Origin of the sequence: Demequina salsinemoris (genome assembly GCF_000974805.1) — a bacterium.
GTDB classification, from domain to species: Bacteria; Actinomycetota; Actinomycetes; order Actinomycetales; family Demequinaceae; genus Demequina; species Demequina salsinemoris.
In genome coordinates this window covers 706180-727872 of the sequence record NZ_BBQZ01000002.1, presented here as the reverse complement: position 1 = coordinate 727872, position 21693 = coordinate 706180, and the positions used below count along the sequence as shown (strand labels likewise).

General features: G+C 70.4%; 23 protein-coding genes. 19 read left to right on the top strand and 4 right to left on the bottom strand.

The features are described 5' to 3' along the window. Positions 1 to 237 precede the first annotated feature (237 nt). The 10 genes from AOP78_RS06945 to AOP78_RS06905 are packed head-to-tail and all read left to right on the top strand — an operon-like array spanning position 238 to position 10070. Entirely contained in the window at positions 238 to 975 is a 738-nt protein-coding gene (locus AOP78_RS06945) for a hypothetical protein (RefSeq protein WP_174442378.1), read from the top strand. Next, a complete protein-coding gene (locus AOP78_RS06940; RefSeq protein WP_236685312.1) occupies positions 972 to 1985 on the top strand; it encodes an HAD-IIA family hydrolase in 1014 nt (337 codons plus the stop codon). Before AOP78_RS06945 ends, AOP78_RS06940 begins: the two co-directional genes overlap by 4 nt. Before the next feature lie 4 nt (positions 1986 to 1989). Continuing rightward, complete coding sequence (locus tag AOP78_RS15200; RefSeq protein WP_160297604.1) at positions 1990 to 2160, top strand: hypothetical protein; 171 nt, start codon at positions 1990 to 1992, stop codon at positions 2158 to 2160. 7 nt (positions 2161 to 2167) lie between these two features. Continuing rightward, a complete protein-coding gene (locus tag AOP78_RS06935) occupies positions 2168 to 3013 on the top strand; it encodes a TlyA family RNA methyltransferase (RefSeq protein ID WP_083979881.1) in 846 nt (281 codons plus the stop codon). Then, positions 3013 to 3888 (top strand): NAD kinase, encoded by an 876-nt coding sequence (locus AOP78_RS06930; protein WP_062202545.1) that lies wholly within the window; start codon positions 3013 to 3015, stop codon positions 3886 to 3888. Before AOP78_RS06935 ends, AOP78_RS06930 begins: the two co-directional genes overlap by 1 nt. Continuing rightward, the gene (gene recN, locus AOP78_RS06925) at positions 3889 to 5577 is read left to right on the top strand and encodes a DNA repair protein RecN (RefSeq protein WP_062202543.1); all 1689 of its coding nucleotides are present in this window, start codon (positions 3889 to 3891) and stop codon (positions 5575 to 5577) included. 5 nt (positions 5578 to 5582) lie between these two features. After that, positions 5583 to 6755: a putative cytokinetic ring protein SteA gene (gene steA / locus AOP78_RS06920; protein ID WP_062202542.1), complete on the top strand. Its 1173-nt coding sequence runs from the start codon at positions 5583 to 5585 to the stop codon at positions 6753 to 6755. After that, positions 6755 to 7678 (top strand): copper transporter, encoded by a 924-nt coding sequence (locus AOP78_RS06915; protein WP_062202540.1) that lies wholly within the window; start codon positions 6755 to 6757, stop codon positions 7676 to 7678. The genes steA and AOP78_RS06915 overlap by 1 nt, the downstream gene beginning before the upstream one ends. A gap of 43 nt (positions 7679 to 7721) precedes the next feature. Further along, positions 7722 to 9419, top strand: coding sequence for a CTP synthase (pyrG, locus tag AOP78_RS06910; protein ID WP_439645018.1), 1698 nt, complete (start codon positions 7722 to 7724; stop codon positions 9417 to 9419). Positions 9420 to 9422: 3 nt separating this feature from the next. Further along, the gene (locus AOP78_RS06905) at positions 9423 to 10070 is read left to right on the top strand and encodes an NUDIX domain-containing protein (protein WP_062202536.1); all 648 of its coding nucleotides are present in this window, start codon (positions 9423 to 9425) and stop codon (positions 10068 to 10070) included. Positions 10071 to 10166: 96 nt separating this feature from the next. On the opposite strand, the gene AOP78_RS06900 is transcribed toward AOP78_RS06905, so the two are convergent. Genes AOP78_RS06900 through AOP78_RS06885 form a run of 4 tightly spaced genes read right to left on the bottom strand, consistent with a single transcriptional unit; the run spans position 10167 to position 13708 of the window. Next, complete coding sequence (locus AOP78_RS06900; protein WP_062202534.1) at positions 10167 to 10748, bottom strand: YbhB/YbcL family Raf kinase inhibitor-like protein; 582 nt, start codon at positions 10746 to 10748, stop codon at positions 10167 to 10169. A 1-nt stretch (position 10749) separates the two neighbouring features. Next, the gene (gene ilvA / locus AOP78_RS06895; RefSeq protein ID WP_439645016.1) at positions 10750 to 11985 is read right to left on the bottom strand and encodes a threonine ammonia-lyase; all 1236 of its coding nucleotides are present in this window, start codon (positions 11983 to 11985) and stop codon (positions 10750 to 10752) included. Then, the gene (locus AOP78_RS06890; RefSeq protein ID WP_062202530.1) at positions 11982 to 12950 is read right to left on the bottom strand and encodes a COX15/CtaA family protein; all 969 of its coding nucleotides are present in this window, start codon (positions 12948 to 12950) and stop codon (positions 11982 to 11984) included. Before AOP78_RS06890 ends, ilvA begins: the two co-directional genes overlap by 4 nt. Continuing rightward, on the bottom strand, positions 12947 to 13708 hold the full coding sequence (locus tag AOP78_RS06885) for a GntR family transcriptional regulator (RefSeq protein WP_062202529.1): 762 nt from the start codon (positions 13706 to 13708) through the stop codon (positions 12947 to 12949). Before AOP78_RS06885 ends, AOP78_RS06890 begins: the two co-directional genes overlap by 4 nt. 186 nt (positions 13709 to 13894) lie before the next feature. Between AOP78_RS06885 and AOP78_RS06880 the strand changes: the two genes are divergently transcribed. The 9 genes from AOP78_RS06880 to AOP78_RS06840 all read left to right on the top strand — a co-directional run bounded on the left by AOP78_RS06880 (position 13895) and on the right by AOP78_RS06840 (position 21687). After that, entirely contained in the window at positions 13895 to 15013 is a 1119-nt protein-coding gene (locus tag AOP78_RS06880) for an alpha/beta fold hydrolase (RefSeq protein ID WP_083979879.1), read from the top strand. 205 nt (positions 15014 to 15218) lie between these two features. Continuing rightward, on the top strand, positions 15219 to 15869 hold the full coding sequence (locus AOP78_RS06875) for a helix-turn-helix transcriptional regulator (RefSeq protein WP_062202528.1): 651 nt from the start codon (positions 15219 to 15221) through the stop codon (positions 15867 to 15869). A 2-nt stretch (positions 15870 to 15871) separates the two neighbouring features. Further along, complete coding sequence (sufB, locus tag AOP78_RS06870) at positions 15872 to 17308, top strand: Fe-S cluster assembly protein SufB (RefSeq protein ID WP_062202526.1); 1437 nt, start codon at positions 15872 to 15874, stop codon at positions 17306 to 17308. Further along, positions 17305 to 18486: a Fe-S cluster assembly protein SufD gene (sufD, locus tag AOP78_RS06865; RefSeq protein ID WP_062202525.1), complete on the top strand. Its 1182-nt coding sequence runs from the start codon at positions 17305 to 17307 to the stop codon at positions 18484 to 18486. The genes sufB and sufD overlap by 4 nt, the downstream gene beginning before the upstream one ends. Further along, positions 18483 to 18824, top strand: coding sequence for a non-heme iron oxygenase ferredoxin subunit (locus AOP78_RS06860; RefSeq protein WP_062202522.1), 342 nt, complete (start codon positions 18483 to 18485; stop codon positions 18822 to 18824). The genes sufD and AOP78_RS06860 overlap by 4 nt, the downstream gene beginning before the upstream one ends. 43 nt (positions 18825 to 18867) lie before the next feature. Then, complete coding sequence (gene sufC, locus AOP78_RS06855) at positions 18868 to 19623, top strand: Fe-S cluster assembly ATPase SufC (RefSeq protein WP_062202520.1); 756 nt, start codon at positions 18868 to 18870, stop codon at positions 19621 to 19623. A gap of 3 nt (positions 19624 to 19626) precedes the next feature. Next, complete coding sequence (locus AOP78_RS06850; protein ID WP_062202518.1) at positions 19627 to 20895, top strand: aminotransferase class V-fold PLP-dependent enzyme; 1269 nt, start codon at positions 19627 to 19629, stop codon at positions 20893 to 20895. Next, positions 20892 to 21371 (top strand): Fe-S cluster assembly sulfur transfer protein SufU, encoded by a 480-nt coding sequence (gene sufU, locus AOP78_RS06845; protein ID WP_062202516.1) that lies wholly within the window; start codon positions 20892 to 20894, stop codon positions 21369 to 21371. Before AOP78_RS06850 ends, sufU begins: the two co-directional genes overlap by 4 nt. Further along, a complete protein-coding gene (locus AOP78_RS06840) occupies positions 21364 to 21687 on the top strand; it encodes a metal-sulfur cluster assembly factor (RefSeq protein WP_062202514.1) in 324 nt (107 codons plus the stop codon). The genes sufU and AOP78_RS06840 overlap by 8 nt, the downstream gene beginning before the upstream one ends. Positions 21688 to 21693: the final 6 nt, after the last annotated feature.

Below are 21693 nucleotides of genomic sequence, written 5' to 3'. Positions count from 1 at the left end.
AGCCGCGATGGTGGCTACCGCGGCAGCCGCGACGACGACCGTCGCGGAGGCTACGAAGGCGGCAGGGGCGGCGCACGCCCCGGTCGGGGCATGGGTGGACCTCAGGCCGACCGTGACCGCGGGGCCCGTCCGGGACAGGCTGAGCGCGCGACTCGTCCCCGTGTCGAGGCGCCGGAGATCCCTGACGAGGTTTCGTTCAACGAGCTTGACCGCGATGTCAAGGCACGCCTTCGCACGTTGAGCAAGGACAACGCCGAGGACGTCGGCCGCCACCTGGTGATGGCGGGACGACTGCTCGACTACGACCCCGAGACGGCGTATCAGCACGCGCAAGTCGCTTCGCAGCGCGCCGGCCGTGTGGACGTTGTCCGTGAGGCGGCGGCCCTGACGGCCTACGCCACCGGTCGCTTCGCTGAGGCGCTTCGTGAGCTGCGCACCGTGCGCCGACTGAACGGTTCCAACGAGCACCTTCCCCTGATGGCGGACTGCGAGCGTGGACTCGGACGCCCCGAGCGCGCGCTTGAGATCGCCCGCGAGGAAGGCGCTTCTGGCCTGTCGCCCGAGGCGAAGGTCGAGCTCGAGGTCGTCGTCGCTGGCGCCCGCATGGACCTCGGCGAGGGGGAGGCCGCTCTGGTGCACCTCGGCCGCCTCAAGCCCGTCGATGACGCGCAGCGTCTGCGGATCGTCGCAGCGAAGGCCGAGGTGCTTCGCTCGCTGGGTCGCGTCGAGGAGGCGGAGGCACTCGAGGCGGAGGTCCCCGAGCCCGAGGTCCCTGTCGATCCGTTCCTTGACGACGTCATCCTCTATGACACCGCAGAGGTGTGGCTGGACGAGTCCGCCGACGACGATGAGGTGGACGACGACGATGAGGTGGACGTAGACGAGGACCGGGGTCCCGCATCGTCCACTGACGCTGACGAGACGATGGACGCGGAGGCGCCTGCCGAGGCGCCCGCGGACGAGGAGGACAAGTGACGGAAGCGTCGATGCTGCTGGGAACCGAGATTCCGCTGCAGGAGCAGCACGACGTCGCACTCGTCGACCTCGACGGCGTCACGTATCGCGGTCCGGAGGCCATTCCGAGCGCTCCGCCTGCCCTGGCGGCGGCGCGCGCGGCGGGCATGCGCGTCGTCTTCGTGACGAACAACGCCAACCGCGCGCCCGAGACGGTGGCCGACCACCTGACCGAGCTGGGAATGCCGACCACGCGCGACGAGGTGATGACCGCCGCTCAGGCGGGTGCGGCGCTGCTCGCTACCCTCGTGCCCGCGGACGCGACCGTGCTCGTCGTCGGTGGCGATGGCCTCGTGGAGGCGGTTCGCGAGGCCGGCTTCACGATGGTGGCCAGCGCCGACGACAAGCCCGACGCGGTGATCCAGGGCTTCAACCCTGATCTGCGATGGCGTGACCTGGCCGAGGTCGCCTACGCGGTCCAGGGCGGAGCTCTTCACGTGGCGACCAACCTCGACCTGACGATCCCCAACGAGCGGGGCATCGCGCCCGGCAACGGATCGCTCGTGCGCGCGGTCGCGCAGGCCACCGGGGCGATCCCGCCGGCCGCTGGGAAGCCTGAGAAGGCGATGTTCCACCTCGCTGCGGCCAAGGCCGACGCCAAGAAGCCGATGATGATCGGCGACCGCCTCGACACCGATATCCACGGTGCCCGGGACGCGGGCTACGAGGCGCTGCTGGTGCTCACGGGCGTCGACGGACCGCGCGAGGCGATCCTCGCGGCGCCCGAGTCGCGCCCGACGTACATCGGCGAGGACATGGGCGCGCTCGCGGAGCCTCAGCCGTCGGCGTCCCTCGAGGACGGCTGGTGGCTGGTTCGCGAGGCACGCGCACGCGTCGTCGACGGTGTGCTCGAGACGGACGGCGGCAGCCGCATCGATCGGGTGCGCGCGGCGTGCGCGGCGGCCTGGCACTTCATCGACGAGGGTGGCGAACTCGACATTGAGGCGCTTCCGGCCCACGGGGTAGCCTGAGCGTATGGCTGACATCAACGATCACCGTGTGCCGCTGGGCGAGGTCGACTACCCGCCCGAGGTCAAGAAGGCCCTCCGTTCGGTGACTGAGATGCCGGAGTCGCTCGAGGAGCAGGCGGAGTTCTTCGACAAGATCCAGGAGTCTCTGTCGAACCGCCTTCGCGACGATTCCTGAGCCGGCCGTGCGGCTCGACCGCGCGCTCGCCGAGCAGGGACTCGCCCGCTCACGCTCGCACGCCCAGGAGCTGATCCGTTCGGGTTCGGTGACCGTGGACGGAGCTGTGGTGACGAAGGCGTCGCTCGTCGTGGGGCAGAGCCACACGCTCGAGGTGAATGGCGAGGCGGGCTATGTCTCGCGCGCCGCCTTCAAGCTGCTCGGGGCCCTCGACGCGACCGCGCCTCTCGGTCTCGATATCGCGGGCATGAGCGCGCTCGACGCGGGCGCGTCGACGGGAGGGTTCACTCAGGTGCTGCTCGAGCGCGGGGCCTCGCACGTGCTCGCGGTCGACGTCGGCCACGGTCAGCTCTCTGAGCGCATCGCTGCCGACCCGCGCGTCACGGCGCGCGAGGGCGTCAACGTGCGCGACCTGACGTCGGGCAGCGAGGGCGCCGGCGTTGACCTCGTGGTCGCGGACCTGTCGTTCATCTCGCTGACGCTCGTGCTCCCCGCGCTCGTCGACTTCGCTCGCGCGGGCGCGCAGATGCTGCTGATGGTCAAGCCGCAGTTCGAGGTGGGCCGCGAGCGCCTCGGGTCCGGGGGAGTGGTGACGCGCCTTGAGGACAGGGCCGATGCGGTCGCCGGCGTGCTCACCATGGCACGCGAGCTGGGCCTCGCCGTCCACCACGTGTCGCGCAGCATGCTCCCTGGTCCCCACGGCAACGTGGAGTTCTTCGTGTGGGTCGGCGGGCCGTGGCAGGCTAGTGCCGAGAACGCGAACGCGCCCGCATGGCCCATCCTCGACGAGGAGGCGCAGACGGCCGCGATCGCCCGCGAGGTCCAGGCCTCGTCCGAGACGGAAGGGAAGTGATGGGCCGCCGGATCCTCATCGTCGCGAACCCGCATCGCGAGGACACGCTCGCCGCGGTGGAGGTCGCGCGCGCCGCGCTCGAGAGCTCTGGCGTGGAGACTTGCGCGGCGTTCGACACGGAGCAGGACGTGCCGATCGAGGCCGCGCTGGTGCTCGGCGGAGACGGGACGATGCTTCACGCGGCTCACATGACGCGCGACGCCGGGATCCCGCTCCTGGGCGTCAACCTCGGTCATGTCGGATTCCTCGCCGAGCTCGAGCGCGACGATGTCGCGCATGCAGCGCAGCGCCTCGCCGAGGGCGCCTACACGATCGAGGAGCGCGGCACCGTCGACGTCAGCGTCGTGTCCCCGGACGGGAGCGTCGAGAGCGGCTGGGCGCTCAACGAGGCCACGATCGAGCGAGCGAACCCCAGGACGATGCTCGAGGTCACCTTGGCCGTCGACGGCCGGCCGCTGTCGAGCTTCGGCTGCGACGGCATCGTCGTCGCGACCGCCACTGGATCGACCGCGCACGCATTCTCCGGCGGTGGCCCGGTTCTGTGGCCGAGCGTCGAGGGCCTGCTGCTCGTGCCGCTCGCGGCGCATGCGCTCTTCGCCCGGCCCCTGGTCGTGGGGCCCGACTCGACCTACACGATCACGGTCGTGCCACACTCCTCGACCGCAGGCCACGTGGTGCTCGACGGGTCGCGGACGATGGAGCTCGAACCCGGTGGCCGCGTCGAGGTCGCCTACAGCGCGGGACGCGTCAAGCTCGCCCGCCTCACGGACGCGCCCTTCACGGAGCGGCTCGTGCGCAAGTTTCATCTGCCGACCACGGGCTGGCGTGAGGACGGGCGCGTCCGCGCGCCGGGCGTCGCGGGGGAGAGCCACTAGATGCTTCACGAGCTCTCGATCGAGAACCTCGGCGTCATCGACTCCGCCCGGCTCGAGCTTGGCCCGGGCCTGACGGTCGTCACGGGCGAAACCGGTGCGGGCAAGACGATGGTGCTCACAGGGCTGGGCCTCATCCTCGGCTCCAAGGCCGTGCCCGCCACCGTGCGCGCGGGCGCGGAGTCTGCGCTCGCCGAGGCGGTCGTCGACGTGGAACCGGGCTCGGACCAGGCCGATCGGCTCGAGGATGCGGGCGCCGTTCTCGATGAGGACGGCACCGTGGTCGTGAGCCGCTCGGTCGGCGCGACCACGCGCTCCCGCACCGTGATCGGCGGGCGGACCGTGCCACAGGCGCTGCTCGCGGATACCGCGGGCGCCTGGGTCACCGTCCACGGACAGTCGGATCAGCAGCGCCTGCGCAGCGCGGCGCGTCAGCGCGCGCTGCTCGACGAGTACGCGGGCTCGAAGCACGCGGCGGTCCTCGCCGAGTTCACCGAGGCGTGGGACGCCTGGCGGGCGGCTCGCGACGAGCTCGAGCGCATGGAGACCGGCGCCGACCGCGCGAGGCTCGAAGCGGCCAGGATGCGTGACGACCTCGCGGCGATCGACGAGGTGGACCCCCAGCCGGGCGAGGACGAGCAGCTCGCCGCCGAGGCGGAGGTGCTGCAGAACTCCGAGGCCGTGCGCGCGGGCGTCGCCGGCGCGCACGAGGCCATCGACGGCGAGTCCGAGCTGACGCTCGTCGTCGCGGTCGACGCCGCCCGCAGGGCCCTCGCGGAGGCCGCGCGTCACGATCCGGCGCTCGACGAGCTCGAGAAGCGGCTTGCGGAGATCTCGTACACCGCGTCCGACGTCGCCATGGAGCTGTCGTCGTACCTGGATCGAATGGAGGCCGACCCCGCGCGCCTGAACGAGGTCCTCACACGCCGCTCGGCGCTGGCCGGCCTGATGCGCCGCATCGGTACCGACATGGAGGGGCTGCTCGACTACCGGCTGCGCGCCGCCGATGCGGTCGCCGAGGACGACGAGTGGGACGAGCGACTCGAATCGCGGCGCGAGGAGGCCTCGAGGGCCGAGACCCGCGTGCGCGATGTCGCGACGCGCGTGACCGAGGGCCGCATCGCCGCGGCCGCGCGGCTCGCGACAGCGGTGAACGCCGAGCTCGCGACGCTCGCGATGCCGGACGCCCGTTTCGCCGTGGCGGTCGATCCCGACGAGCTGCGACACTCGGGCGCGGACGCGGTGACGATGACGCTCGCCGCCCATCCAGGAGCCCCCGCACGGCCCGTGGGAGACGCGGCCTCCGGCGGCGAGCTGTCCCGCGTGATGCTCGCGATCGAGGTCGCGCTCGCCAGGGGAGCGCATCGTCCTGGCCACACCTTCGTGTTCGACGAGGTCGATGCGGGCGTCGGGGGCAAGGCCGCGCAGTCGGTCGGCCGACGGCTCGCGGAGCTCGCGCGCACCCACCAGGTGCTCGTGGTCACCCACCTCGCGCAGGTCGCGGCTTTCGCCGACACCCACGTCGTCGTGGCCAAGTCGACCGATGGCTCGATCACCAGATCCCAGGTCGCCCCGGTCGTCGGCGACGCCCGCGTCCAGGAGATCGCGCGGCTCCTGTCGGGTCATGACGACTCGGACACTGCACGCGCCCACGCGCTTGAGCTGCTGGAGGCCTCCACCGTGGCACCATGAGCCACATGAAGCCCACCCACCGTCGAGAAACCGCAGCAATCGAGGGCGAGGTCTCCGGTCCGCTGAGGCTCGAGACCAACGCGCGCGCCCTCCTTCGTCGGCTCCGCGCCGGCGACGTCGCCGTCCTCGACCTCATGGACCTGGACTCGCGCACTGCCGAGGAGCTGCTCGAAGCCAGGCCCGCCGCAGTGATCAACACCCAGCGCACCTTGTCAGGGCGCTATCCCGCTGGCGGTGCATCGATCCTCGTCGACGCGGGGCTACGCGTGGTGGACGAGGTCGGCAATGCCGTGATGGCGCTTCCCGACGGCACGCAGGTGACCGTCGGCGCCGACGGGGCCGTGAGCGCCGACGGCGACGAGCTCGCGCGTGGCGTCGTGCTGACGTCGCAGTCCGTGACCGCGGAGATGATCTCGGCCGAGGAGGGGCTGCACGTGCAGCTCGCCGCGTTCGCCGCCGACGCCGTCGACCGGGTCGAGAGCGAGGCGCCCCTGCTGCTCGAGTACGAGGGCCTTCCCGAGACGGGCATCGACCTCAAAGGCCGGCAGGTCGTCGTCGTGGCGCCCGGATACCGCTACAAGGAACGGCTCAAGGAGCTGCGGCCCTACCTGCGCGACCACAGGCCCGTGATCATCGCGGTCTCGGAGGCCGCCGATGCCGTGCTCGAGGGCGCCTACCCCGCGGCGATCATCCTCGGAGATGTCGAGACCGTCTCCGAGCGCGCCCTCAAGCGAGCCTCGCACATCGCGCTTCACGACCCCGCCGGCGGCGAGGCGGGCGCGAGCCGCCTCGACCCGCTCGGCCTGGTGCACTCGCGGGTGGGCTCGACGCTCGGCAGCGCCGACATCGCCATCCTGCTCGCGCACTCCGGCGGGGCGACGTCGATCGTCACGCTCGGCGTCCCCGCGCGGCTCACCGAGCTGCTCGAGACCGCATCCCACGACCAGACGACGGGCGCCTCGGGGACGTTCCTCGCGCGCCTCCAGGCCAGTGACAAGATCATCGACTCGCAGGCGCTCGCCGTGCTGTACCGCCACCGGTACCCGTGGTGGGTCGTGGCGGCGCTGCTCGCGTCCGCCCTGCTCGCCCTCGGCGTCGCCTTCTGGGCCACCCCAGGAGGGCGGCCCTGGTTCGACCAGGTGTGGCAGACCGTCGGCGGCTGGATCGGAGTGGCCTGATGACGTCCTTCCGCTATCACGTGGTCTCCCTGGCGGCGGTATTCCTCGCGCTCGCGATCGGCATCGTCCTCGGCTCCGGTCCGATGCGCACCGCGCTCGTCCAGTCCCTGGGTGACCAGGTCGACACCCTCGAGCAGCAAGCCGATGATGCGGCCTCGGAGGCGCAGTCCGCTCAGGAGGAGGCCGCGATCGGCAACGACTACGCCACCGAGCTCGAGCCGTTCCTGCTCTCCGGGGCGCTGTCAGACGTCAATGTGGCGATCGTGTCCGTGGCTGATCCCGCCGACTCGCGGGTCGAGGCGGCGAGGGAGGCGCTGGTCACGGCCGGGGCCACCATCAGCGCGGACGTGACGATCGAGGACGCGTGGACGGACTCCACGCAGGGCACGTTCAGGACGGCGCTCGCCGAGCAGCTCGCGGACCAGATCTCCGATGTCGATGCGTCGACGGCGTCGTCGGACCGGCTGCTCGCGCACGCGCTCGCCCAGTCGCTCGTGCCCACGGGCGACGCGTCCGACACGTCGAGCGTGCTGCTCGATCTGCTCAAGCAGGCGGATCTCGTGACGGGCACCGTCACCGGTTCAGCCGACGCGATCGTCGTCGTCGCGGGGGACGGGGACGACGACGAGGATGTGCGAGCGGCCGCGTCGGACACCCTCGCGGGAGTCGTCGGCGTCCTGGACGGCTACGTCGAGGGCACGGTCGCCGCGCAGGGCGCCTCGGCCACGGGCGATCTCGCCTCCGCGCTGCGCAACGTGCCTGATACCTCCGAGATCAGCAGCGTGACGGAGGTCGACACCGTGTACGGTCGCACGGCCGCCGCGCTCGCGCTCGTCGAGCAGATCGCAGGAGGCTCCGGCCACTACGGAGCGGGGTCCGATGGGACTCTGCTGCCCTCGTTCATCCAGGAGTCCGCCTCATGATCGGCGTGGCCGGGGCGACGCGCGCCGATTCCAACTGTTAGGATTGAAGCCCGTGGAGCGATCGAGATTCTCGTCCAATACGGACCATGTCACCCGGCACATCTTCGTCACGGGAGGCGTCGTGTCCTCCCTCGGGAAGGGCCTGACGGCTTCCAGCCTCGGCCGACTTCTCCGGTCTCGCGGGTTGCGCGTGACCATGCAGAAGCTGGATCCCTACCTCAACGTGGACCCGGGCACGATGAACCCGTTCCAGCACGGTGAGGTCTTCGTCACGGACGACGGCGCCGAGACCGACCTGGACATCGGCCACTACGAGCGCTTCCTCGACGTGAAGCTCTCGGCCAACGCCAACGTGACCACCGGCCAGGTGTACTCGCAGGTCATCGCCAAGGAGCGGCGCGGCGAGTACCTCGGCGACACGGTCCAGGTCATCCCGCACATCACCGACGAGATCAAGCGCCGCATGCGCGAGCAGGCCAGCCCCGAGGTCGACGTGATCATCACGGAGATCGGCGGCACCGTCGGCGACATCGAGTCGCAGCCGTTCCTCGAGGCCGCCCGCCAGGTCCGCCACGACGTCGGTCGCGACGATGTGTTCTTCCTCCACGTCTCGCTCGTCCCGTACATCGGGCCGTCCGGCGAGCAGAAGACCAAGCCGACCCAGCACTCGGTCGCCGCGCTGCGGTCGATCGGCATCCAGCCCGACGCGCTCGTCCTGCGCTCGGACCGTCCCGTGCCGCAGTCGGTCAAGAACAAGATCGCGGCCTTCTGCGACGTCGACGCTGACGCGGTGGTGAACACCCCTGACGCGCCGAGCATCTACGACATCCCGAAGATCCTGCACTCCGAGGGCCTCGACGCGTACGTCGTGCGTCGCCTCGACCTGCCGTTCCACGACGTCCAGTGGGGCGCGTGGGAGGACCTGCTGCGGCGCGTGCACGAGCCGGCCCACGAGGTCGAGGTCGCGCTGGTGGGCAAGTACATCGACCTGCCCGACGCCTATCTGTCCGTGAGCGAGGCGCTGCGCGCCGGCGGCTTCCACCACAACGCCAAGGTGAAGATCCGCTGGGTCCCGTCCGACACCTGCCAGACGCCCGAGGGCGCCCAGACCGCGCTCGCCGGCGTGGACTGCGTGCTCGTGCCCGGCGGCTTCGGCGTGCGCGGCGTGGACGGCAAGATCGGTGCCCTGCGCTGGGCGCGCGAGAACAAGGTGCCGACGCTCGGCATCTGCCTCGGCCTCCAGACGATGGTCATGGAGTACGCGCGCAACGTCGTGGGACTCGAGGGCGCCTCGAGCTCCGAGTTCGACGATGACCCGAAGCACCCCGTCGTCGCCACGATGGAGGAGCAGCTCGCGATCGTCGACGGCAAGGGCGACCTGGGCGGCACGATGCGCCTCGGCGAGTACAAGGCGGTCCTCGTCCCCGGCTCCGTGGTGGCTGAGACCTACGGCCACACGACGGTCGGCGAGCGTCACCGCCACCGTTACGAGGTGAACAACGCCTACCGTAAGCAGCTCGAGGAGGCCGGGCTCGTGGTGTCGGGCGAGTCGCCCGACCGCTCGCTCGTCGAGTTCGTCGAGCTTCCGCGCGACGTGCACCCGTACTACGTCGCCACCCAGGCGCACCCCGAGTTCCTCTCGCGTCCGACCAAGGCGCACCCGCTGTTCGCCGGGCTCATCGGCGCGGCGCTCGCCGCGCGTGAGCCGCAGTCCGACGAGGCCGCAACGGTCGAGGCGTAGGCCGTGGCCGCCGACCCGTCGCTCGCCGACGTGCCCGGCTCTCGAACGGTGCTCGCCACGCACGAGCGCTTCGTGGGCAAGGTGTGGGAGGTGGCGAGCGACGAGGTCGACCTCGGCGGCTCCGGCGTCGTCATGCGCGATTACCTGCGCCACACCGGCGCGGTGGTCATCGTCGCGATGGATGCGCGGGACCGGGTCTACCTGGTGCGGCAGTACCGGCACCCGGTCGGCGCGGAGTGCTGGGAGCCGCCGGCCGGGCTTCTCGATGAGGCGGTGGAGTCTCCCGTGGACGCCGCCCGCCGTGAGCTCCACGAGGAGGCGGACCTCACGGCCGACACGTGGCACACCCTCGTCGACTACTATCCGTCGGGCGGCGGCACCTCGGAGGCCGTCAGGGTGTTCCTGGCGCGCGGCATCGGCGTCGTCCCCGAGGACGAGCGCCACGAGCGCGTCGCCGAGGAGGCCGACATGATCGGCGCCTGGGTTCCCCTGGACGATGCGGTGGAGGCGATCCTCGACGGCAGGATCCACGCCTCGTCCGCCGTGGTGGGGCTGCTCGCGGCCGACAGGGCCAGGCGCGACGGCTACGCGTCGCTGCGCCAGGCGGACGCTTCATGGATGCGCCCGGAGGCGACGCGCCTCATCCCCTGACCGCGATGCCTGACCCGGTGCCCTGGGTCGCTCGAACCTCGGTCGCTCGGCCCGGGGTGGTCGCGTTGCGGCGCTCGTTGCGGTCGCGGTGGAAGGTCAGCCCGCCGCGACGACGGTTCCTGTAATCGATGCGCTCGCGAGGACGTGTCCGTCCATCGCGGCCTGCGCCTCGTCGTACGTGAAGCCCTTGTCCAGCCCGAGCGTCGTGTCCAGCGCGTCGATCGTGAAGACGTAGTGGTGGGTGCCCGACGGCGGACAGGGCCCGAAGTATCCGACGGTGCCGCCGTCGTTCGTGCCGTTGACCCCGAGGTCGTCCCACGCGCCCGAGCCCGCGCCGGTGAGGTCGACGGAGACGTCCTCGACGATCGCGTGCACGAAGCCGTCGGCGTCGGTGTCGGTGATGGTCAGCACGTAGGCGACGGTCCCCGCGGGCGGGTCCGCCCAAGCGAGCGCGGGGCTGGTGTTCGGCCCGTCGCACTGACCGTCGTACGCCGTCGTGGACGCGGAGGCGGGGAGTGCGCCGTCATCGACGAAGTCTGACGAGATGATCACGAGCGCGGGCCCGTCCGCGCTCGCCGATGCGACCGCGTCGTCCTGCGAGGCCGAGCAGCCTGTCAAGGCGAGCGCGGCCGCCGCCATGGTGGCGAGGGCCGCGACTGGCAGGCTTGTGCGGCGCATGTCAGGCTCCCGCGACCTCGGGGGCGTACCCGGCGGTCCGCAGCGCCGCGAGGACGTCGGCCTGGTGGTTCGGTCCCCGCGTCTCGACGCTGAGCTGCAGCACGACGTCGTTGAGCGTGAGCCCCAGGTCGTGGCGGGTGTGCAGCACCTCGATGACGTTGGCGCCCACCTCGGCGAGGATCTCGGAGACACGCGCCAGCTGCCCCGGGCGATCGGGGAGCGGCACGCGCAGCGTCATGTACCTGCCCGATGCGACGAGCCCATGCGCGATGATGCGCTGGAGCAGCAACGGGTCGATGTTGCCGCCGGAGATGAGCGCGACGGTCGTGCCGGTCGGCTGGAGACGGCCAGCCAGGATCGCGGCGATCGCGGCGGCTCCCGCGGGCTCCACGACGAGCTTGGTGCGCTCGAGGAGGAGCAGGACGGCCTTGGCAAGATCGTCCTCATCGACCGTGACGATCTCGTCCACGAGGTCGCGTACGAGGGGGAACGTGTGGTCACCGGGACGGGCGACCGCGATGCCGTCGGCGATCGTCGCGTGGCGCTCGATCGTGACGGGGTGACCCGCGGCGAGCGACGGAGGGAAGGACGCGGTGGCCGCGGCCTGCACGCCGACGACGCGGATCCGTCGTCCCGACCGCGCGGCGACCTCCTTGACGGCGGCCGCGATGCCCGAGACGAGGCCGCCACCGCCGATCGGCACGACGATGGTCTCGGTGTCCGGCACGTCAGCGAGGATCTCGAGCCCGATCGTGCCCTGGCCCGCGATGACGTCGGCGTGGTCGAACGGATGGATCATCACGGCGCCCGTGCGTGCCGCGTGCTCGGCGGCGAGCGCGAGGCACTCCTCGACGGTGGCGCCGTCGGTGACGACAGTGGCCCCGTAGTTCTTCGTCGCGAGGAGCTTGGGCACGGGGGCGCCGAGCGGCATGAAGATGGTCGCGTCGATGCCGAGCTGCTGCGCGGCGAAGGCCACTCCCTGCGCGTGGTTGCCAGCCGATGCCGCGACGACGCCGCGGGCACGCTCCTCGTCGGTGAGACGGGAGAGCCTGTAGGTCGCTCCGCGCAGCTTGAACGAGCCGGTGCGCTGGAGGTTCTCGAGCTTCATGTACGTCGGCACGCCCAGCAGGTCGCTGAGGTAGGACGCATGGTCGACGGGAGTGTGCTGGGCGACGCCCTCGAGCGCGGCCGCGGCCGCCTCGACGTGCGCGAGCGTCACCTCGTGGCCGGTCATCATCGCTCCGATGCGACGGCGGTCGTCACGGACCGCGACGACTTCGTGAGGTAGAAGAACGCGGAGTGCGCCGCGGTGAGGATGGCCGCTCCCAGCAGGTGCATGCCCACGATGATCTCAGGCAGCCCGGTGAAGTACTGGGTGTAGCCGATCGCGGCTTGCGCGAATGTGACCACCACGAGCACGATCCACGCCTTGCGGACCTCGTCGCGGTCGCCCTCCGAGCGGTCACGCCGCAGGCGCCACACGAGGTAGGCGAGGACCGCGACGAACGCCCATACCGTCATCGCGTGAGCCTTGGCCACGTGAGCGGGGTCGAGCGCGAGCCGCTCGGTCGCGTCCGCATCGCCCGAGTGCGGGCCGGCGCCCGTCGTGAGCGCGCCCACGAAGAGCAGCACGGCGAGCAGGACGATCGAGGCCCAGCGGGCCGGCGCGAGGGACGCGCCCGCGCGGCGCGGCGCGTCCCGGTACGCGAGCGCGAGCCAGACGGCCTGCCAGACCAGCACCATCGACAGCAGCAGGTGCGGGGCGACGACCAGGGGGTTCAGCTCCACGAGCACCGTGATGCCGCCGAGCACGGCCTGGGCGACCACGCCGAGGACCGGGACGAGCCCCCACCATCTGAGGTCGGGACGGGACCTCCACACTGCGATCGCGAGCAGGATCGCGACGATCAGCAGAACGCTCGTCAGCGTGCGGTTGCCGAATTCGATGTACGGGTGGATCCCCGCCTCGGCGTGGAGCTCGGGCGTGAACTCGCCGGGCTCGCACTGCGGCCACGTGGAGCAGCCCAGGCCCGACCCGGTGAGGCGCACGGCGCCGCCGGTCACGATGATCCCGGACTGGGTGAGGATGTTGGCGATGGTCAGCCCGCGTGCGTGGCGGCCGAGGAGGTCGGCACCCGAGGCGAGGACGCGGGCTGGGAGCGGCTTCGATGCCGCCGAGGGGGACTGGTCGGTCGTGCTCACCGGGCAAGTCTAGGCGTGGGCGCGCCTACCCACGTGCGGCTGACGCGCACGAAGAGTGCGACGAAGCCCGGCTCCTCCCGGATCGCGAGGGCCGCGTCGAGGTCGCCGGATACGAGAGCGTCGACGAAGCGCCGCGCCGCGCGCGCGTGCTCGTCCACCACCTCGCGCCACTCGGGGTCGATCGGGCCGTCGATCTGGGCCAGCGCGCCGATCTGGACGCGCATGACCGCGCTTGCGACGATGCGCGCCATTCCTCCTGGGGGGATCGCGACGAGTGTGGCGAACAGCTCGAGCGTCGCGCGGACGAAGTCGCGCAGGCTTGCGTCCGTCGCGGCCTCAAGCGAGGCGAGGCGAGCGCGCAGCCGGGCCCTTGCCGCATCGTCCATGGCGCCGATCGCGGCGCTGACGACCAGGGGAGCGACCGCGTTGAGAACCGCCGCCGCCTCGCCGAAGGTGACGGGGTCGTGCGCGCCACCCGAGCGCAGGAGCTCGCTCAGGGGAGAGGCATCGCCGGCGAACACTCCGCCGCCAGGTCCTGTGCGCACCGTGATCTCGCCCGTGGCCTGGAGCAGCCGCAGCGCTTCGTGCAGGGTTCCGACCGAGACATCGCAGGAGCGCTGGAGGTCGGCGCGGCTGCCAAGCCGCTCGCCTGGGGCGGTCTCGCTCGCGAGCCTCGCGATCTGGTCGGCCGCGGTCTCCGCGCGTCGCCGCTGACGCGCGCCCGACGGTGCCACCGCTGAGCCCTGCCGCTCGGCCATGCCGCCTCCTCACGATCGTCCCCGGTCCGCCGCCCGTACGCCGGTCCGCGCCCGAGCATGCCACGCGCGGCACCGACTCTCAGGGAACCGTCAGCCGAATCCTCACTCGAGGCTCCCGTCGACCGCTATTATTCATGAAGAATTGTCCGAGCGCGAGAGACGCGCGAGAGCAGGAGCGGGAAGCCCATGACAGACGACCTCCGTGACAGTGATGAGACGCGTGAGCGGCCGAGGAGGCGCCACCGCGGGCTGAAGATCGCCGGCGGCATCGTCGGGGGAGTCGCCCTGCTCGCCGTCGTGGCCACCGCTGGAGTCCTGATCAAGGTGATCACCTACAAGGACCCGTACGTCCAGAAGGTCGCCGACGCGGGATACGTCCAGAAGACTGCGCAGGTCGGCGACGTGAGCTTCAGCTATGTGGAGGGCCCCGACAACGGCGAGCCGCTCGTGCTCCTGCATGCCCAGCTCATGAACTGGTTCGACTACAGCCGGGTCATGCCGGATCTGGCCCAGAGCTATCACGTGTACGTCGTGGACTATCAGGGCCACGGCGAGACGACCTACCCGGACGACTACGAGATGAGCGCCAACAACATCGGCACGGATCTCGGCGCGTTCCTTGACCAGGTGGTCGGTGAGCCGGCGTACGTCTCGGGCAACTCCTCGGGAGGCCTGCTCACCCTGTGGCTCGCCGCCAACCGCCCCGACATGGTCAAGTCGATCGTGCTCGAGGACCCGCCGCTGTTCGCCTCCGAGTATCCGCGCATCAAGGAGACCGTCGCGATCAAGGCGTTCGCGAGCTCCGAGGCGGCGGCGCAGGAGGGGGAGACCGACGACTTCCTGAACTTCTGGCTCGACGCCAACAAGGGCTTTTTCAACAAGTACGTCGCGCCGGGCTCCGCCGACGCCATCAAGGGGCTTGTCGCGGCGTACCGCGCCGCCAATCCCGGCGAGCCCACCGAGATCGGCATCATCCCCAACGAGACGGTGAAGCTCCTCTTCCAGGGGCTCGAGGAGTACGACCCGCGCTTCGGCGCCGCCTTCTACGAGGGCACCTGGAACGAGGGCTTCGACCACGCGGACGCGCTCGCGGCCGTCGAGTGCCCCGTGCTGCTCATCCACGCGAACTGGTCCTACAACGACGAGGGACTCCTCGACGGGGCCATGGACCAGGACGACGCGGACCTCGCGATGTCCTACCTCCAGGACGGCACCTACGTCAGCGTGGACTCCGATCACGTCGTGCACCTGGAGCACCCTGACGAGTTCGTCTCGCTGGTGAACGGCTTCTTCCTGGGCGAGTAACGGACGAGTCGCGGCGGGGAACACCGCGCGGGCCACGAGCGTTCTCGATGACGAGAAGGACTGTCGCGGCGCATCGTCCCGATGCGCTCTGCGCGAAGTAAGGCGTGCCTTGCTTGCGCCCTTCTTTTTAATGATCCAAAATGGTTCGTAATTGCTCCGCGGGCGTCGACTGCCCGCTCCCCACGAGAGAAGAGGCTTGACGTCCATGCACGCAGACTCGACGCGCGACCAAGTGCTGAGCCTCATCGTGTCGGACGGCCCGATCACCGCAGCGGTGCTCGCCGAGGAGCTCGAGCTCACCGCCGCGGGCGTGCGGCGCCACCTCTCGGCGCTCGAGGAGGACGGCCTGATCGCCGACCACGAACGCCCGATCCAGGTCGACCGCGGGCGCGGCCGTCCCGCGCGCTCCTTCGTCGCGACGGCGCAGGGCCAGCACGCGCTCACCTCCGCGACCTCGTCCGTCGCCGTCGAGGCGGTCCGCTTCCTGCGCGGCGCGGGCTCGCTCGAGGAGTTCGTGGAGCAGCAGGTCGGGGAGCTCGAAGCGGCGATCGCCCCGCTCATCCCCGAGCAGGCGTCGCTCGAGGAGCGCGTCGCCATCGTGGCCGAGGCGCTCGGCACCCAGGGCTACGCGCCCTCCGTCCGCCCGGGGCCCGGCGGGTACACCCTCCAGCTGTGCCAGGGCCACTGCCCTGTGCAGGAGATCGCGGAGGAGGCGCCCGAATGGTGCGACGCCGAGACCCGCGTCATCTCGAGACTTCTGAACGTCCACGTGCAGCGTCTGTCCACCCTCGCGGGTGGCGCGCACGTCTGCACCACCACCATCCCCGTCGCCCCGGCGACCCCCAAGGAAGGTTGACTATGAGCACCCCCACCGACAACGCCCCGGCGCAGAGCGATGAGGAGATCATCGCCTCGATCGGCGGCTACGAGTACGGCTGGCACGACTCCGACGCCGCAGGCGCGCTCGCGAAGCGTGGCCTCAACGAGGACGTCGTGCGCGAGATCTCGGCGCTGAAGAACGAGCCCGAGTGGATGCTGAACACGCGCCTCAAGGCGCTGAAGTTGTTCGGGAAGAAGCCCATGCCGAACTGGGGCTCCGACCTCACGGGCATCGACTTCGACAACATCAAGTACTTCGTGCGCTCGACCGAGAAGCAGGCCACCAGCTGGGAGGACCTGCCCGAGGACATCAAGGCGACCTACGACAAGCTCGGCATCCCGGAGGCGGAGAAGCAGCGCCTCGTCGCGGGCGTCGCCGCGCAGTACGAGTCCGAGGTCGTCTACCACCAGATCCGCGAGGACCTCGAGCAGCAGGGCGTCATCTTCCTCGACACCGACACCGCTCTCAAGGAGCACCCCGAGCTCTTCGAGCAGTACTTCGGCACCGTGATCCCGTCGGGCGACAACAAGTTCGCCGCGCTCAACACCGCGGTGTGGTCGGGTGGCTCGTTCGTCTACGTCCCGCCGGGCGTCCACGTCGAGATCCCGCTCCAGGCCTACTTCCGCATCAACACGGAGAACATGGGCCAGTTCGAGCGCACGCTGATCATCGCGGACGAGGGCTCGTACGTGCACTACGTCGAGGGCTGCACCGCGCCGATCTACAAGTCGGACTCGCTGCACTCCGCGGTGGTCGAGATCATCGTGAAGAAGAACGCCCGCGTGCGGTACACGACCATCCAGAACTGGTCGAACAACGTGTACAACCTCGTCACCAAGCGCGCGACGGCCGCCGAGGGCGCCACCATGGAGTGGGTCGACGGCAACATCGGCTCGAAGGTCACCATGAAGTACCCGGCGATCTTCATGCTCGGCGAGCACGCCAAGGGCGAGACGCTGTCCATCGCCTTCGCCGGCGAGGGCCAGCACCAGGACGCGGGCGCCAAGATGGTGCACGCCGCCCCGAACACCTCGTCGTCCATCATCTCCAAGTCGGTCGCCCGCGGCGGCGGCCGCACGTCCTACCGCGGTCTCGTGCAGGTGCTCGAGGGCGCGAAGGGCTCCAAGTCCAACGTGCTGTGCGACGCGCTGCTCGTGGACCAGATCTCCCGCTCCGACACCTACCCCTATGTCGACGTCCGTGAGGACGACGTGCACATGGGTCACGAGGCCACGGTCTCGCGTGTCAGCGAGGACCAGCTGTTCTACCTCATGTCCCGAGGCATGGAGGAGACCGAGGCCATGGCCATGATCGTGCGCGGGTTCGTCGAGCCCATCGCGCGCGAGCTGCCCATGGAGTACGCCCTCGAGCTCAACCGCCTCATCGAGCTCCAGATGGAAGGATCCGTCGGTTGACCGTCACCGATCACACCCGCGCCACCGCCGACGCCGCGCACAGCCACGGCCAGGTGGTCCCCGACGCCTCGCGCGCCGACCGCCCCACGTCGTTCGACCCCGAGGTCTTCGAGGTCCCGAACAACCGCATCGAGGAATGGCGCTTCTCTGCGCTGTCCGACCTGAAGCCCGTGTTCTCGGTCGAGACCGGCGGCGGTTCGCTGACCTGGGACGCCCCCGAGCTGCCCTCGGGTGTCGAGCTCGTCTCCGTCCCCGCGGACGAGGCCAAGGCACGCTCGGTGCGCGCCCCCGGCGACCGCGCGTCGGCCGTGGCCGTCGCCCGGTCGGGCGGCGCCACGCTGCTGCGCGTCGACGCCAACACGGTCGTCGATGAGCCCATCGCGATCACGATGACCGGCGCCGGCGAGGACGTCCGCGGCCACATCCTCGTGGAGATCGGCCCGGGCGCCGAGGCGACCGTCGTCCTCACTCGCAAGGGCTCGGCCACCTACTCCGAGTTCGTCTCGGTGGACCTGGGCGACAACGCGGGCCTCAACCTCGTGCTGCTCCAGCAGTGGGAGGACGATGCGGTGCACGCCGGAGAGGTCGTCGCCCGCCTGGGTCGCGACTCGCGCCTGCGCGGCTCGGTCGTCACCCTCGGCGGCAGGGCCGTGCGCCTCAACACGTCCGCGGCCTTCGCGGGCGAGGGCGCCTCGGTGGATCTGTTCGGCCTGTACTTCGCCGACTCTGGTCAGCACCAGGAGCACCAGCTCTTCGTCGACCACGCCGTGCCGAAGTGCACCTCGCGCGTGACCTACAAGGGCGCGCTCGCCGGCAAGACGGCCCGCACCGTGTGGATCGGCGACGTGCTGATCCGCGCCGCGGCCGAGGGCACCGACACGTACGAGCTCAACCGCAACCTCGTCCTCACCGACGGCGCCCGCGCCGACTCGGTCCCGAACCTCGAGATCGAGACCGGCGAGATCGAGGGCGCCGGCCACGCGTCCGCGACCGGCCGCTTCGACGACGAGCAGATGTTCTACCTGCGCTCGCGCGGCATCTCCGAGGACCAGGCGCGCAAGCTCGTGGTCCGCGGCTTCTTCGCCGACCTCGTGCGCGAGATCGGTATCCCCGAGGTCGAGGCCGGCCTCATGAAGGAGATCGAGCTCGAGCTGGAGCACATCGAGGAGGACGCGTGAGCGAGCAGGTCGCCTGCGCCGTGACGGACGTCGAGCCCGGCACGGCCCTGCTGGCCGAGCTGACCCTCGCGGACGGCTCGGACAGGCCGTTCGCGATCGTCCGCGCCGACGACGGCGAGTTCTACGCGATCGACGATGTGTGCACCCATGGTGCGGTGTCGCTGTCCGAGGGTGACGTCGAGGGCTGCGAGATCGAGTGCTGGGCGCACGGCGGCCGCTTCGACTTCCGCACCGGCCAGGCGACCGAGCTGCCCGCGATCTCGCCCGTCAAGGCGTATCCCGTCCGCATCGACGGCGAGCAGGTGCTCGTCGACATCGACAACCCGAAGTCTTCCTAAGACAACCAGACCTCTTCAGACTTTCCACCTAGGAGAACATGCAATGAGCACTCTCGAGATCAAGAACCTCCACGCCTCCGTGGAGACCCCCGACGGCACCAAGCAGATCCTCAAGGGCGTCGACCTGACCATCAAGTCGGGCGAGACCCACGCGATCATGGGCCCCAACGGCTCGGGCAAGTCCACGCTGGCCTACTCGATCGCCGGCCACCCCAAGTACACGATCACCGAGGGCACCGTCACCCTCGACGGTGAGGACGTCCTCGCGATGTCGGTGGACGAGCGTGCCAAGGCGGGCCTGTTCCTCGCGATGCAGTACCCGGTCGAGGTCCCCGGCGTGTCCGTGTCGAACTTCCTGCGCACCGCCAAGACCGCGGTCTCGGGCGAGGCACCCAAGCTGCGCCAGTGGGTCAAGGACGTCAAGGTGTCGATGGACAACCTGCGCATGGACTCGTCGTTCGGCGAGCGCGGCGTGAACGAGGGCTTCTCCGGTGGCGAGAAGAAGCGCCACGAGATCCTCCAGATGGAGCTCCTCGAGCCGAAGGTCGCGATCCTCGACGAGACCGACTCCGGCCTCGACGTCGACGCGCTGCGCATCGTCTCCGAGGGCGTGAACCGCGTCAAGGAGAACACTGGCCTGGGCGTCATGCTGATCACGCACTACACGCGCATCCTCAACTACATCAAGCCCGACTACGTGCACGTCTTCGTGAACGGTCGCGTCGCCGAGGAGGGCGGCCCCGAGCTCGCCGAGCGCCTCGAGGCCGAGGGCTACGACCGCTTCCTGGTGGACGCGTAAGCGATGCTTCCCGACCTGCGTGACGACTTCCCGCTCCTGGCCCGCTCGGTCAGGAACGGGAAGTCGCTCGCGTACCTGGACTCCGGTGCGACCGCCCAGCGACCGCACGCCGTGCTCAATGCGATGGACGAGTTCGATCGCCTGCACAACGGGGCGGTCGCGCGCGGCGCGCACCTGCTGGCCGAGGAGGCCACCGAGGCCTTCGAGGGCGCGCGTGGCTCTGTCGCGCGACTCGTGAACGCCGCGTCGCCCGAGGAGATCGTCTGGACCTCCAACGCGACGGCGGCGCTCAACCTCGTCGCCAACGGCATCGGCAACGCGTCGGCCGGCCAGGGCGGTGCCGCATCGTCCCTGTTCCGCGTGGGTCCGGGCGACTCGATCGTCGTCACCCAGGCCGAGCACCACGCGAATCTCATCCCGTGGCAGCAGCTCGCGGCACGCACGGGCGCGACGCTGCGATGGATCGAGGTCGACGACCTCGGTCGTCACCGCCTCGAGCAGCTCGGCTCCGTGATCGACGAGACCACCAAGGTCGTCGCCTTCACGCACGCGAGCAACGTCACCGGAGTGGTCTCGGACGTCGCCGCGTTCGTCGCCAGGGCGCGCGAGGTCGGGGCGCTCACCGTGCTCGACGCGTGCCAGTCGGTACCGCACATCCCGGTCGACGTGCAGGCGCTCGGCGTGGACTTCGCCGCGTTCTCCGGCCACAAGATGCTCGGTCCGACCGGGATCGGCGCCCTGTGGGGCCGCAAGTCTCTGCTGGACGTGCTCCCGCCGTCGGTCTTCGGCGGGGGAGCGATCATGACCGTCACCCTCGAGGAGACGACGTGGCACCCCGCGCCGACGCGATTCGAGGCCGGCACACAGCCCGTCACGCAGGCGGTCGGCATGGGTGCCGCGGCCGAGTACCTGATGGCGCTCGGGATGGAGGACGTCGCCGAGCATGAGCGGCGCATCGCGCGGATCATCCGTGAGGGCGTCTCCGAGATTCCGGGGGTGCGGCTGCTCGGCCCGGTCGGCGACGCGCACGACGTCCTCGGCATCGCGACGGTGGCCGTCGATGGCGTTCACACCCACGACGTCGGCCAGGTGCTCGACGACCTCGGCGTCGCGGTGCGCGTGGGGCACCACTGCGCGCAGCCGCTCCACAAGCGCTTCGGCGTCACCGGGTCGACCCGCGCCAGCGCCCACGTCTACACGACCGAGGAGGACGCCGAGAGGTTCCTCGCGGGGCTCGCCTCGGTCCGAGAGTTCTTCGGAGTTCCCGCATGAGCAGCCTTGAGCAGATGTATCAGCAGGTCATCATGGACCACGCCAAGTCCCGCCACGGGGCCGGGCTGGTCCAGCTCGACCTCCCCGCCGTCGGAGAGTCGCACCAGGTCAACACGACCTGCGGCGACGAGGTGACGCTGCGCGTCGGGCTCGACGGCGACACGGTGTCCTCGGTCCGCTGGGAGGGGCAGGGCTGCTCCATCTCGCAGGCCTCGATCTCGGCGCTGACCGAGCTCGTGGAGGGCCACAGCATCGAGGAGTCCGAGGAGGTCTACGAGGCGTTCCGCGCCCTCATGGGCAACCGCGGCGAGGACCTCGGAGACGACCGCGACGACATGCTCGGCGACGCCGGCGCCTTTGTCGGAGTCGGCAAGTATCCTGCCCGTATCAAGTGCGCCCTGCTCGGCTGGATGGCGCTGCGCGACGCGATCGCGCACGCACAGGCGGCAGGCGTGGAAGGAGAGACGCATGGCTGAGACCATTCCCGCGAACGTCGCGGACGTCGAGGAGGCTCTGCGCGACGTGATCGACCCCGAGCTCGGCATCAATGTCGTGGACCTCGGGCTCGTGTACGGCGTGCACATCGACGAGAACCGTCACGCGGTCATCGACATGACCCTGACGTCTGCGGCGTGCCCGCTGACCGACGTGCTTGAGGACCAGGCCTCGCAGGTGCTCGCGGGCCTCGTCGACGGCTTCCGCATCAACTGGGTGTGGATGCCGCCGTGGGGTCCGGACAAGATCACGGACGACGGCCGCGAGCAGCTTCGCGCGCTCGGCTTCAACGTCTGATCTGGC

What these genes read in the sequence shown, in the direction of transcription:
- sufU (WP_062202516.1), top strand. Translation starts at nt 20,892, where the DNA reads ATGAGCAGCCTTGAGCAGATGTATCAGCAGGTCATCATGGACCACGCC.
- sufC (WP_062202520.1), top strand. Translation starts at nt 18,868, where the DNA reads ATGAGCACTCTCGAGATCAAGAACCTCCACGCCTCCGTGGAGACCCCC.
- steA (WP_062202542.1), top strand. Translation starts at nt 5,583, where the DNA reads ATGAAGCCCACCCACCGTCGAGAAACCGCAGCAATCGAGGGCGAGGTC.
- AOP78_RS06880 (WP_083979879.1), top strand. Translation starts at nt 13,895, where the DNA reads ATGACAGACGACCTCCGTGACAGTGATGAGACGCGTGAGCGGCCGAGG.
- AOP78_RS06840 (WP_062202514.1), top strand. Translation starts at nt 21,364, where the DNA reads ATGGCTGAGACCATTCCCGCGAACGTCGCGGACGTCGAGGAGGCTCTG.
- AOP78_RS15200 (WP_160297604.1), top strand. Translation starts at nt 1,990, where the DNA reads ATGGCTGACATCAACGATCACCGTGTGCCGCTGGGCGAGGTCGACTAC.
- AOP78_RS06875 (WP_062202528.1), top strand. Translation starts at nt 15,219, where the DNA reads ATGCACGCAGACTCGACGCGCGACCAAGTGCTGAGCCTCATCGTGTCG.
- AOP78_RS06915 (WP_062202540.1), top strand. Translation starts at nt 6,755, where the DNA reads ATGACGTCCTTCCGCTATCACGTGGTCTCCCTGGCGGCGGTATTCCTC.
- sufB (WP_062202526.1), top strand. Translation starts at nt 15,872, where the DNA reads ATGAGCACCCCCACCGACAACGCCCCGGCGCAGAGCGATGAGGAGATC.
- AOP78_RS06930 (WP_062202545.1), top strand. Translation starts at nt 3,013, where the DNA reads ATGGGCCGCCGGATCCTCATCGTCGCGAACCCGCATCGCGAGGACACG.
- ilvA (WP_439645016.1), bottom strand. Translation starts at nt 11,985, where the DNA reads ATGATGACCGGCCACGAGGTGACGCTCGCGCACGTCGAGGCGGCCGCG.
- recN (WP_062202543.1), top strand. Translation starts at nt 3,889, where the DNA reads ATGCTTCACGAGCTCTCGATCGAGAACCTCGGCGTCATCGACTCCGCC.
- AOP78_RS06885 (WP_062202529.1), bottom strand. Translation starts at nt 13,708, where the DNA reads ATGGCCGAGCGGCAGGGCTCAGCGGTGGCACCGTCGGGCGCGCGTCAG.
- AOP78_RS06900 (WP_062202534.1), bottom strand. Translation starts at nt 10,748, where the DNA reads ATGCGCCGCACAAGCCTGCCAGTCGCGGCCCTCGCCACCATGGCGGCG.
- AOP78_RS06850 (WP_062202518.1), top strand. Translation starts at nt 19,627, where the DNA reads ATGCTTCCCGACCTGCGTGACGACTTCCCGCTCCTGGCCCGCTCGGTC.